We start from the raw sequence: 12,723 nt of genomic DNA on the forward strand, positions 1-12,723 counted from the left end.
ATAAAAAAAGCCCGCGATTTTAAATCGCGGGCTTTTTTATAAAGATGTTGTTTATTTACTAAGCATCAACAACTCATTACAAATTATCTCGGTCGTATAACGCTTTTGTCCGTCTTTATCATCCCAAAAACGATTAGTGAGTTTACCTTCTATTGCAATTTCCTTTCCTTTAGTTACGTACTCTTCTACTACTTTTACTAGTCCGCCACGAACCACAATATTGTGAGTAGATACCAATTGTAGTTAGTTACCGTTTTAAATTTATTTTTTGCAACTTTTTGACAGTTCTCTATTTTTATTTTAATAAATATCCAACAAAGGTTACTCCAGGTAAATACCAAAAATCTACAGCTCCAAAATTAAGAATGTAAGGACTACTTTTAACATCCTTAAAACCAAAAACATAATCAAGGATTAGAGCAAGTAAAAGCAATAGTATTGGAAATATAAAAACCCAAAGAATACTAACATTCAAAAAGTGCCAGATAATAACCAAATAACTAAGACATATCCAAAAAGAAAAACTGAAAATAAAATAACAGGATAGTTTAAATATTTTTGGGCTATCCTTGAAGTTTACATATTTAGTCTTTATAGATATACTCAGAGAAATCAAAACGAAAATATAAAATACATAATAGTATCTGAGGATCATTGTTATTGCTTGATGAGTTTACCTGTATAAGTATTATTGTCTTTAAAACCTTGTAACTTATAGAAAAATATACCTGAAGACAGATTAGCGAAATCCAATTTTAGATTTGTTTCATTTGATAACTCAATTTTGATTAATTCCTGTCCTGTTACAGAAAAAAGCTTAAAAACACCATCAAATGTATTATCAAAATTTATTTGTACATAGTTTTCATTAATTGGATTTGGGAAAATTTTAAATAATTCTTTTTTAGAATTATCAATTGATAGGTTTAAATTATCTATAGTTCTTATTCTGTTTAATTCGACAATATACAACGTTAGACCATCCGGCGATATACCAATTCCTGTTGGATTATCAAAAGACGCCAAATTTATATCCCCATCCATATTTCCTTGAACTCCACTTCCAGCAAAAACTGTATATGTTCCGTCAGAGGTTATATGATAAATTTTATGATCTATTGAACCAGTAACTAAGATATCATCTCCAAAAAAGGTCAAGTATTGGAACTTTGTATTGGGAATATTCACAAATTCTGTTTGAATTCCATTTGGAGTTATTTTATTAATGACATGTGAGGATTCATGAGACACATATAAATTATCATTCTCATCTATAATAATTCCTACAGGTTCATCAGGTGTATTAGCAAAAATACTAGCATTACCATTTGGTTCAACTTTAATGATTAAGTCGTTTTGGAAACTAGCCACAAATAAATTCCCCTGACTATCAAAAGCAAGTCCAGCAGGAACTCCCATTCCAGAGGTATAAATTGAAGCTGTACCATCTGGTAAAATTTTCCAAACTCTACCAAAATTCAGCTCTGAAACATATAAATTTCCCGAAGAATCAATAGCTAGTCCTGAAGCTCCTGAAATACCACTTGCGAATAGCGTTGTAGTTCCATCAGGTAGTGTTTTATATATATTGTCTCCATTGAACGATCCATTGCCTAATAAATCTGTAGAATAAATACTTCCATCATCACCAATAACACAACCGTGATTCATAGTAAATGTAGAGTTATTTACTAAAGTATCTACGTTTTGAGAAAAGGTATTGAATGATATTAAGAGTACTATAAACAAGTTAAATTTTCTCATCTTAATTTGATTTAGTTAATTGTATTTCACCTCCAGTATGAAATCCTTCACAATCAGTTCCAATGAAATTTATAGTCATCGTATTAGATGTAAATAATCCTGTTCCAGTCAATATACCTTGACAGATAATATTGTTAATACTTGACGTTTGTTGAATAACTGCATTGCTCAACTTTCCATCATCAAAATATTGTGCCGTAATCTGCCCATCATTTTCTTGTCCACAGCAGGATGTTATAGTGTCTGAGAAATAAATTTTCCCAATGATATAATCACCAGGAACATTACCGTCAGCTATAATTAATTGTTGCTTCACATCAATTGTGAAATTTATACCATTGGGATAGCCTGTATTTTCATTGTAAAAGCTATCTTTAAGATTGCCGTTCCATATACCAATTAAATTTGTTTGTTGTTCATTTGGTGCTACAGTATCATCATCATTGCTACATGAAGACATACTGATAGACACTAGGAATACTAAAAAAAGTAAAAAAGAATTTTTCATATTAATATGATTTGATTAATGATTACCTCTAAATAATCAAAAATTAATATGCAAAGAGTGGTGATTATTGCTTGTTATTTAATGTCTAAAAGTTTTAACAATCGTAGTCATTTATTTGGAAATTTCATCACTATCTTTTTCCAACATGTAGGCATCTGTAACACCATTGTATATCCATAGGCATTTACCTTTTTCAGAAAAATCTAATTGTAAATCATAGTTTTTGGAGAAGAAATAATTGGGTTTATAGAGAAAAAGCTCTTCTAAGGGCTCGTTATTGGAAAACACAAATACTCTTGCATCTTTAATGATTATTTCAAAAAAATCTTCAACATCGTCAGGATACATATATTTGCCTTTAATGAAATTATAGCTTGAGATATCTTCTATAGGAATTTCACTCCTAATTTGAGGATTATAAATCTTTTTCTCGTCCACAATAGCGCTCATGGTTCTACTAATATTAAAGACATCTGTATTTTGATGATTATTTAAAGCAATGATACTTCTATTTTTATCCAAATATCTATACATAACAGACTCAAAGCCATTAGAAACTCCAGAGCAATAAGACAAAATACCATTCGTTTTCGTTTCAACATTCAACCAACTTCCCAGTGTATATTCTGAATTAGGCAACTTACTAAGCATTAATTGGGTAGAGGACTCATTAAGTAATGTTTTATTTTTTAAGGCCAAATGATAGTTATATAAGTCTTTAACTGTTGAATAAGCCGAGGCCTGTCCTTTAAGGTTGGGAGTAAAAACATATTGAGCTTCTATATTGGTATTGTAACCATCCTTCCCTTCTCCGTATTGATAACCAGATGCAAAGTTTTCGTATGTTTCCTGAGGGTTAAAAACAGCTCCAGTGTTTTTCATCTTTGCAGGTAAAAAAATGTATTTTTCGCAATACTCCTCATATGTTAAACCAGACACTTGTTCTATAATTTTGGTCAACAAGGCATACCCTCCATTAGAATATTCTTCTGAAGTACCAGGCTTAAAGAGGAGTGTTTGTTTACCTATAATACTAATGATACTATCAAAATTAAACACTCTACTTTCATGCCAACTCTCTCTCCAGTCTTGTGGAAGTCCTGAACTGTGGTTGAGTAGATGTTTAATTTGTATATTTTGAGAATTAGGAAAATCAGTTAAAAACTTGGAAAGTTTATCTTCAACAGACAGTTGACCTTTTTCTTGTAATTGCAAAATAGCTACTGCAGTAAATGTTTTTGTGATTGATCCTATCTTGAATTTTGTGTCTTTATTATTTGCTATTTGTTGTTCTCGATTAGCAAAGCCAAAACCTTTAGAAAAAATAACAGAATCATTTCTTGCTACTAATACAGTTCCACTATATGATGCTGTTTGTGATCTAAGATTTAGATAGTCATACATCTGAAGCCTCTCTCCTTTGTATATGTTTTGATTGTTTTTGGTATTAGAATTACAGTTTATCAGTAATATCGAAAACATTAATACTTTAAAAATCTTAGAGTTATAATTCATTATTTTTTGCCTTGAAAAGTTATTTAGTAGGTAGAGTACCTATGTGCTTCTACTTGAACATCACTAAACCACCAACCATACCAGATCCCTCCAAATATGCTTAGAAAAAGTGCAGATAAAATAATCGAAATTGGACGAATTTGTATTTTTTTTTTCATAAATACCTTATTTAGATTTCCAATCAAAATTGAGGTTATACATTTCTACTAATGTGGTTAAAGTTGCTTTTTATTCTAAATTCTGAGCAGATAATAAAATTCTATCTATTGGTTTACCTTTTATTTGGGGAGCTTTTTCTCCAACATAAACTATAGAATCACTTTGAACTACAAGATGGCTTTGTTGATTTATAATGTCTCCGTGCTGATTGGCTGTTATGATGGTTGCATTTTTGAAATAAATAGCATCGTCTATTAATAAATAACTATTTTCATGGTTGCATCCAAATAGAAGTATCCCGAAAATTAAAACTATGCTTTTTTTCATATTTAGCGGATTATTTTTTTATCCATTTCATTTATTTTTTCAATTAAGAATTCATCTGTAGAGTCTATTTCCATCCCTCTTTCAAAAACCTCTTTTGCTAGCTCATAATTTTCATTTCTTCTGTAGGCCATTCCTAAATTAATATAAGTATCTAATGAATCTTGAAACAATTCATTATTCATTTTAAAGAGTGAAATCGCTTCTTTCATTCTCCATATTTGATATTGAGAAGCTCCAAAGTCACTTAATTCATTGTATATAACTTCTTTGTAAGTTTTATTTTTGGAACTAGCACTCAATCTGGATTTAAGCTTTTTTAAATCCTTATCACTTAAAAATTTATTTATGTAATTGGAAACTATTGACTCTTCTTTTATATTCACTTTATATGACGGCCAATTATAAACATAAGAAGCCGCTCTCATAATTTCTGGGATTAAATACCACGCGTTGTCAGAATTTGCCATAATAACAATTCCTTGCTTAGTTTGCGGTATATAATACATCATTGTTCTATAACCCATATTTCCACCCGGATGGTAAATAGCAGTATACTCATCATTAATATCTAAAAAGAGCCCCAATCCAAAAGCCTTATTAGTGGTTTGTTTGGTTTGCATTTCTTTTGCTTGTTCTTGAGATAAACTGATTGCTGTGGGCTTAAATCTAGATTTATTTAGAGTAATGATAAATTTTGCCAAATCTTTTGGTGTTGTCCATAATCCGCCTCCTGCACCATTTGAAGCCAAATTAAACCAACCACCTTCTAACATTTCATTTCCTTTATGATATTCTTTGGAGACCTTTAAGTAATACTTACTTTCTAATTGAGTTTGCCAGACCGTATTGGTTAATTTTAAAGGCTTTATGAGTTTCTCTGTGACGACATCCACAAAAGGTTTGCCTGTTATATCTTCAATAATAAGTTGTATGACTTGATAACCACCTCCAGAATACTCCCATTTAGTTTGTGGTTTCCTTTTAGATACTACTTTACTAGAATTTGCAGGTGGTTTACCATTTAAAATTTGATAAATATTTGGCAAAGAGTCTGTTTTCTTGTATCCATCAAAACCATGAGTGGACAATCCTGAAGTATGACTAAGTAACATTCTTAGTGTTATAATTTCATTTTTATTGTATTCATTTTCAGGAATCCTCCATGTTTTTAAATATTGATTTATATCTGTGTCTAAGTCTAGTAACCCTTCATTAACTAGTTGCATTACCAATGTAGCTGTTAATGATTTGCCTGTAGAGGCAGACTGAAACATGGTATTAACATTCCCTCTGAATTTTAAATTTAAATCTCTATAACCATAAAAATTAGATTGAATAATATCACCATTTTCGATAATAGATAGACTTAAACCAGGAACTTTGTAATAATTCATTCTAGCTTCAAGGCTCATAAATGATAAACTATCAAATGAATTTGAATACTTTGACAATAAACTATTTTCAATTGTTCTTTCTACTAGTTTTTCTGGCTCGCTGTTTTTACATGATAAAATCACTATCAATAAACTTACAATACAAACTATTTTTTTATTCATCTTTTAAATCATTATGTTAAGAGAAAGACCTGCGCCTAATTGAGTTAACTTAGACTTAGTTAGGGGTAAGTAAGCCATTAACTCAAGGCCCCAAGATTTTCCTAACCTATACCCTATTCCTATTTGAGATTGTATTGTAAATTCAGTTTTACTAAATTCGTATGTGTTGTTAATTTCCAAATTAGAATCATTTAATGTTGCTTTTTGGTGAAAATTACTTGGCCCAAATTTTATACTTGATAACATAGACAATCGTTTATTAAAAAATAAAAAACGATGTCCTACATTAGCTTGTATATATTGCCAATAACTCGTTCTAGATTGAACAATCTGTGAATTATCATTACCAATAATAGACACGCCATATTGCATAGATATTCCAACATGTCCTTTACCAAAACCCCAATGATAGATATCTCTATTAACTTCTATTTCAATACTTGTAATAATATCATCGGCAATCCTATTAATATTAGTCCTAAGCAATAATTCATCTATTAATTGCCTTTCATTTTGTGCACTTACTATGGTTAATGAAACCATTGATATAAATAATAAAAAGCATAATTTCAAACTACTCATTTTGATAGATATAGGTTAATACTTCTGGGTTATTTCTAACATCACTATGATTTGCATTGGGAAGGATTCGAAATTTAGATGTTAAACCTAAATAATTTCTACTCAATAGTTGTGTCTTAAAAGTTTCAAAATATAGTTTTTGAATTACTTGTTCTAACTCGCCAACACTCACATATATTTTTGTATCTAAACTAGTATTAGCTTCTGAAAATTCTTGCTCTTCACTAAGCATTAAACCATTATCCCACCATAAGCTAGGGCTTTCAATAATATAATTCTTAAAAACATTAGGGTTTTGGTTGTGTTTCAATAGAGCTGTTGTTGCAAATAAACCGCCTAGAGAATGTCCTTTTAAAGTATTACCAAAATTAGAGTCTACTCTATAATTTGAATTTATATAAGGAATGAGTTCTGTTTTTAAAAAATCGTAAAAAGCATCTGCACCTCCACTATCATGAAAATCTTCTTGATATGTCGGAGTAAAATCTCTTTCTCGTTTATTGTTTCCTAAGTAATCAATTCCAACTATAATAAACTCTTCAATACTTGATAAAGATTCTGCATTTTCTATTGTAAGTTCAACGGTAAAATCTCCATCGAGCTGATACAGTACTGGAAAATCATTAGAACTATTCTCATAACTTGGTGGCAAGTAAACATATAACACATAATCTTCATTTACAATATTGGAATGAATATTAATAATGTCTACTTTATCTGTAGTGACACTATCATCCGCTTTAGAGCAACTAATGAAAATTAATAAAAAGAAGAGCTTGGTAAATATGATGAATCTAAACTTCATAACAAAAATTATTTATTGTTATCAAAAACTTTTTTGAATACTTTTTGACTTATAGATGCACCTTCTTTTGGTGAAACTATTTCGACCTCATCATCAAATTCTAGAGATTTCAATTTATAATTAAAGTCATTTGTTGTTAACTCAACAATAGTTCCATTTAATCCAAAATATTTGCTAGGAAAAACAATCGTTTTGTTCTCGACAAACCAAGCTATAACTTTAGTGTCCTTTAAAAAATATTCGTTAGCTTTTAATGTTGCAGTCGCTTTTTTGCATTTATAACCATCAATCTCTTTTTCAACGTTATGAATTTTCCATTCTATTTTAGGCAAATCATCCTCAATCAAATATAACTTTGATCCATTAAAAAGCTTTTTATGAATAAAGTTTTTAGATTTTAAATTAGAGAATAATGTATCAGATCCCGTTACTTCTAAATCTGCAAAATTGATATTAATTCTTGTGTTTTTAGACACTATTGGCTTTTCTCTTTTAAATGAAATTATATTATTGCTAAACAGGACTTCATAATCTGCATTAGACATTTCGTAAATTAACTCATCCATCTCTTTACTAATAAACATACCACCTGCTGAGACTTCAGTATCACGTTTTACATGATAAACTGCTTTTCCTGATTTGTTTTGAGCTCCTATATTTAAAATAAAAAAGCTGATTAAGAGAGTGGAACAAAATTTTGATTTCATATTATTTTTGTTTTTTAAATATTTCTCCTCCGTAAGAAATAGATATAGCTTCGTTGTTTTCTATAATAAATTTTATGACTGTTCCCGAATTAGGAATTAGTTCTACACGCATTGTATCTAACTGAGGGAAAGGGGTGCATACAGCTTTTAGATTTCCAATTTCTATATAATTTTTATCTTCATTAAAAGTTACAATGGCAGTGCCAAATTTCTCATTATAATAATGACCTATATAATTTTGTTTTTCTAGTGAAAGTTCCCAACGTCTTGCTGCTTGTTTTTTTTCGTGTGCAACTTGAGATTTTTGTGCAGATTTCAACAACTTAGGAAGCTTTTTTTCTAAAGTTTTTTCATGCTTTTTCAAATTGGAGTCATTTCCTAGATACAAATCGTAAGTATAGTTCGCTATAAGGTTAGCAACTGGCAATCCGAATTCATGATTTATGAAAACTGCCACCCCTAAGTTCTGTTCTGGTAAAAAAGAAAGATGTGAATAATAACCAGAATAGCCTCCAAAATGATAAATGACATTATACTTATTGAAATTTCCTATTCGCCAACCTTTACCATAAGCTTTCCCATCAAATACTTTAATCCCATCATGTGCAGCAGAAATATGTTTTGCATAGGTGCTTTCAATTAATTCTTTTGAAACTAAAGTTTCATTATTATACATTCCTTTACTTAGGAAAAATGATAAAAACTTACCTATATCATTAGCGTTACTTACTAAACCTCCAGCAGCATGCATAGTAGCATCAGATTTTTGCAAGTGTATTGTTTTTAATTGCTCAGGAAACACACTAATATAAGGCTTAGCAACATTTTTTGCGCGAGATATATAAGCTGTTGTATTTTGCATATCTAAAGGTTTGAACACCTTCTCATGAAGTAAACCTTTCCAACTTAGCCCAAGTTCTTCCTTGATAAGAACATCAAACAGGTAATATCCAAAATTACTATACGCAAAGGCTTTTCCTTTTTCATTTTTAAAGGTTTCTTCTTCAATAAGTTTTAGTATAGTTTCATTGGTGTAGTCTCCAGAATATGCTAATAAAAAAGAAAGATAATGGTTATCAATACCGCTTTGGTGTGTAATTAAATCTAAAACAGTTATATTTTTAAACAAGTCTGTATTAGAAAAATTCTTAAATGGTTTGTAACTCGTAATTTGTTCATTGAGATTTATTTTTCCTTCATTATCTAATAATGCAGCTAATAACCCTACAAAGCTTTTGGTAGTAGAAGCGATATAAAAATTAGTATTACTATCACATTTAAAATTATTTTCAATATCATATTTCCCAAAGCCATTTGTATAAAGTGTTTCGTTATTATTAGATATGGCTATGCTTACACCAGGTATTACCGGAAAAGCTTCTAGAACTTCTTCAATAAAATTTGATAACCTTTCTTCTTTACTATCTTGTGCTATTAAGTTTTTGGACAGCACAATTAGTACGACAATTATAAATAAAGTTCTTTTTTTCATCTTTTTCTGAATTTTAAGTTTCTGAAACAAAACTATTAATGAAAAAAACTTCTTTTCTATGAAATGTATTAAAGTGCATAATTTATGTAACGAACCGTAGTCAAAGTCTATTTATGTATTAAACTCTCAGGTATTTTATTATTTGTAGACTCATCTTCCCAAAGTAAACTGGTAATCCACCAGCGCCCTTTTTCTTTTATAAGTTGAATGCAATTGATTCCTCTAGCTTCAATTTTACCATCTTTTGAAAACTTATATTGAAAAGCACTATATGCCATTGCCACACCTCCAAACCCCATTACTCTTCTTCCAATTTCTTCTTCATAAAAATCGCTTTTCTTTAAAAAAGCATCATTATTTAAAATATATTGGTCTACTGTAAAACCATAAAAAGTTCTTTTATCATCTTGCCCCAAAATAGTGGCTCCCATCTTGGCAGACTCATGAAAAAGTGATTTGAAACTTTCCCAATCACGTTCTCCCGCTTCACCGGAGAGAATATCATATGTGGCGTTTATGACCTCATCTATAGATTCAGTATTATATGTTGTTTGAGAATATGAATTAATTTGACTTGTTAGAATTAATGAAAATGTGATGAGAATTTTTTTCATGGTCTATGTTAAAGTTTTTATAATATATGTTACGAATTGTACTTTTTAGCGTTAAATAATATTAGATAGCTAAAATCATTGTATTGCATATAAATTATGTGGTCATTATTGCTTTTTTATTTATGAAAACACTCAAAATACATACATATAAAGGAGAAAAGGTTAGAAATGATAAAGAAATTAAGTCTTCTAATAGTATTGTGTATTCTGAATTAAATACTTTTGAAACACAGTTGTATTCTGGTCATTATGGAATAAAATTACCTTTAGAAGGCAGTGAAAACTATGTCATAAATGGTAAAAAGTTTCATGTAAAAGAAGGACATTATCTATTAACAAATCCTGGTCTTAAAACTGAAGTTTCAGTTAACTCAAATAAACTTGTAAAAGGTATATGTATCGGATTTACTGAAGATTTCTTAAAAAACCTATATACAAATATGAATTCTGATTTTAAAAGCGCTTTAGAATTAAAAGAAGATTCATCAGATTTCATGTTAGTGAGTCACAACTATGCTATTAAAAATAGTCTTCTTTCTTGTTTTCTTGGAACCTTAAAATCAAAATTAACGACTAATCATTTAACTCAGGATTATAATGAAGAACTTTTTTTCTTAGATCTTGGCGAAATGCTTATCAATGATCAACTAGAACTTAGATCAAAAATTAATAATTTAAATCAATCCAAATTTTCTACTCAAGAAGAAATCTATCGAAGAATCGATTTAATGAATCAATATATTCATGATAATTATAACAATAATATTTCTTTAGAAGAATTAGCAAAAATCGCTTGTTTATCTAAGTATCATGCCGTTAGATGTTATCAAAAAATAGAAGGTATTTCTCCTTATAAAAAAATCATAAATCTTAGACTTAGTAAAGCTGAGGAGCTTTTGTTAAAGGGTTACAGTATTAACGAAATTTCGGATTCCTGCGGATTTGCAGATTATAGAGCTTTTTCAAAATTATTTAAAAAGGTTTATCATACAACACCTTCTCAATACAGACAAATCATTGAGCAATAATTACCACGTATTTTTTTATGATATACTTCAATTTTGAGTATGATAAAAAGAGTCACAGAAAAAGAGGTTATAGAATTATCTGGAGATGCCATAGAATTTCCTGTAATCATAAAAAAGGAAAATGATAAAACTCAATCTGCTGTTTGCTTAAAAAAAATGCCTATTGGCTACCTTTTAGGCATTAGCAGTGAAATTAAAAATAAATTAGAACTATATTATTCCAATGATTGCAATGCGATTCATAATAAATGTAATGAGTGTATAGAACTAATGTTAAAAACAGGATTTCCTTTTTGATTTTTTAAAGAAATACATTTAAAAAACTGTCAAAAGAAATCCATCGATATTTTTGAGTGCTTCTAACATTTATAGTAAGGTTATGTGGGTTTTTATCTCTATGCTTGAAACATAATCTATAAACCATAGCTTAGCTCATTTCCCTTCTGTTTTTTTACACAATACATTAAGTAAATCAACTTCTTTTCTTAATGCGCTTATAAAATTTGCGAGTTGGCCCCATTGTATACGTGAGTAAGTTATGCTTGACGATTTAATTCTTCTAACTTAAAAAATTGTTTAAAACACAAATTGTTTTATAAAGATGTGTTAAATTTTAATCGTTTTTTGTTACTGTTCAAATCTTTTATTTATTTATATCTAAATTCAGATAATTTAGTTGAATTAATACGGTAATTATTGCTTATCAAAATGAAAACATTGCAAATAAATGAGTTCAAAGGACAAGAAACTGTAAGAAAGAATAAAACGCTCCCTAAGAATATTATTTTTTATTCAAAAATTAACCTTTTTGAAGGTAAGTTGTCTTCGTCACGTTATTCAGTAAAAATACCAATAAATGGTATTGAAACCTATTACACCATTAATAAAAAGATTCAAATTGATAATCAAAGCTATCTTATTACTAACCCATATGTTGAATTAGAAGCTTTAGTAAAGAGTAAAACTCCAGTTGTAGGAATTTGTGTTGGTTTAACAGATAAGTTTTTAAATAACCTAGCAGTTTCAATTGGTCAAAAAATAAACCTATGTCTTGATAACCCTTTCATTAACAGCTCAAATAGTTTAGATTTCTTTACCCAAAAAAATAGAATTACAAATACAAGATTTAGTAATGTATTGCAAAGTATAAAGTATACTTTATTACATAATACAATTAGTGATGTTTATAACGAAGAATCATTTTATTTAAATTTTGGAGAGTTGTTGATAGAGAATGAACTTAATATTCATTCTAAGATCTCTCAATTACCACATTCAAAATTATCAACTAGAGAAGAGATTTATAGACGTGTTGATGCCATGAATCATTACATTCATGATAATTATACAGAACAGATAACTCTAGAAAATTTATCTCAAATGGCTTGTCTATCTAAATATCATTCATTGAGGTGTTATCAAAAAATAATGGGTACAACACCCTATAAAAAGATAATAGAACTTCGAGTTAAAAAAGCTAAAGAGTTGTTAAGCAAAGGGTACTGTATTAATTTGGCCTCTGACTTGTGCGGTTTCACAGACTATCGTGCTTTTTCTAAGGTTTTTAAAAAGTACTATGGCCTTTTACCCTCTATCTACCAAAAACAGATAAAAATTTAGTAGTCTAAATTTATAATACACATTAAAACATTACTTTTTTAAGTCT

Annotated in this window: 14 protein-coding genes and 1 pseudogene; 3 read left to right on the top strand and 12 right to left on the bottom strand. The window is 29.2% G+C overall.

Annotation, left to right across the window (positions count from 1 at the left end; translation table 11 throughout):
• Positions 1 to 51: 51 nt before the first annotated feature.
• The 12 genes and pseudogenes from ssb to Q0783_RS03310 all read right to left on the bottom strand — a co-directional run.
• Positions 52 to 225: pseudogene (ssb, locus tag Q0783_RS03255) on the bottom strand (single-stranded DNA-binding protein); the annotation flags it as partial.
• A 432-nt stretch (positions 226 to 657) separates the two neighbouring features.
• Complete coding sequence (locus tag Q0783_RS03260) at positions 658 to 1,764, bottom strand: T9SS type A sorting domain-containing protein (protein WP_298893275.1); 1,107 nt, start codon at positions 1,762 to 1,764, stop codon at positions 658 to 660.
• A gap of 1 nt (position 1,765) precedes the next feature.
• Entirely contained in the window at positions 1,766 to 2,272 is a 507-nt protein-coding gene (locus tag Q0783_RS03265; RefSeq protein WP_298893277.1) for a hypothetical protein, read from the bottom strand.
• A gap of 111 nt (positions 2,273 to 2,383) precedes the next feature.
• Positions 2,384 to 3,787 (bottom strand): serine hydrolase domain-containing protein, encoded by a 1,404-nt coding sequence (locus tag Q0783_RS03270; protein ID WP_298893278.1) that lies wholly within the window; start codon positions 3,785 to 3,787, stop codon positions 2,384 to 2,386.
• A gap of 23 nt (positions 3,788 to 3,810) precedes the next feature.
• Entirely contained in the window at positions 3,811 to 3,945 is a 135-nt protein-coding gene (locus tag Q0783_RS03275; protein WP_298893280.1) for a hypothetical protein, read from the bottom strand.
• Between the two features lie 70 nt (positions 3,946 to 4,015).
• Positions 4,016 to 4,273: a hypothetical protein gene (locus Q0783_RS03280; RefSeq protein ID WP_298893282.1), complete on the bottom strand. Its 258-nt coding sequence runs from the start codon at positions 4,271 to 4,273 to the stop codon at positions 4,016 to 4,018.
• A 2-nt stretch (positions 4,274 to 4,275) separates the two neighbouring features.
• Positions 4,276 to 5,829 (bottom strand): beta-lactamase family protein, encoded by a 1,554-nt coding sequence (locus Q0783_RS03285; protein WP_298893285.1) that lies wholly within the window; start codon positions 5,827 to 5,829, stop codon positions 4,276 to 4,278.
• Between the two features lie 3 nt (positions 5,830 to 5,832).
• Positions 5,833 to 6,411 (bottom strand): hypothetical protein, encoded by a 579-nt coding sequence (locus Q0783_RS03290; RefSeq protein ID WP_298893287.1) that lies wholly within the window; start codon positions 6,409 to 6,411, stop codon positions 5,833 to 5,835.
• Complete coding sequence (locus Q0783_RS03295; protein WP_298893289.1) at positions 6,404 to 7,216, bottom strand: alpha/beta hydrolase-fold protein; 813 nt, start codon at positions 7,214 to 7,216, stop codon at positions 6,404 to 6,406. Before Q0783_RS03295 ends, Q0783_RS03290 begins: the two co-directional genes overlap by 8 nt.
• Positions 7,217 to 7,224: 8 nt before the next feature.
• Complete coding sequence (locus tag Q0783_RS03300; protein ID WP_298893291.1) at positions 7,225 to 7,923, bottom strand: GLPGLI family protein; 699 nt, start codon at positions 7,921 to 7,923, stop codon at positions 7,225 to 7,227.
• Position 7,924: 1 nt separating this feature from the next.
• Positions 7,925 to 9,415, bottom strand: coding sequence for a serine hydrolase domain-containing protein (locus Q0783_RS03305; protein WP_298893293.1), 1,491 nt, complete (start codon positions 9,413 to 9,415; stop codon positions 7,925 to 7,927).
• 107 nt (positions 9,416 to 9,522) lie between these two features.
• Positions 9,523 to 10,029: a hypothetical protein gene (locus Q0783_RS03310; protein WP_298893296.1), complete on the bottom strand. Its 507-nt coding sequence runs from the start codon at positions 10,027 to 10,029 to the stop codon at positions 9,523 to 9,525.
• 122 nt (positions 10,030 to 10,151) lie between these two features.
• On the opposite strand from Q0783_RS03310, the gene Q0783_RS03315 reads away from it, so the two are divergent.
• The 3 genes from Q0783_RS03315 to Q0783_RS03325 all read left to right on the top strand — a co-directional run bounded on the left by Q0783_RS03315 (position 10,152) and on the right by Q0783_RS03325 (position 12,677).
• Complete coding sequence (locus tag Q0783_RS03315; RefSeq protein ID WP_298893297.1) at positions 10,152 to 11,057, top strand: AraC family transcriptional regulator; 906 nt, start codon at positions 10,152 to 10,154, stop codon at positions 11,055 to 11,057.
• Positions 11,058 to 11,096: 39 nt separating this feature from the next.
• Positions 11,097 to 11,354, top strand: coding sequence for a hypothetical protein (locus tag Q0783_RS03320; RefSeq protein ID WP_298893298.1), 258 nt, complete (start codon positions 11,097 to 11,099; stop codon positions 11,352 to 11,354).
• Positions 11,355 to 11,765: 411 nt separating this feature from the next.
• Positions 11,766 to 12,677, top strand: a complete 912-nt coding sequence (locus Q0783_RS03325; protein ID WP_298893299.1) for an AraC family transcriptional regulator — start codon at positions 11,766 to 11,768, stop codon at positions 12,675 to 12,677.
• Positions 12,678 to 12,723 lie beyond the last annotated feature (46 nt).

The sequence above is a fragment of the uncultured Psychroserpens sp. genome, from assembly GCF_947500255.1.
Lineage (GTDB): Bacteria > Bacteroidota > Bacteroidia > Flavobacteriales > Flavobacteriaceae > Psychroserpens.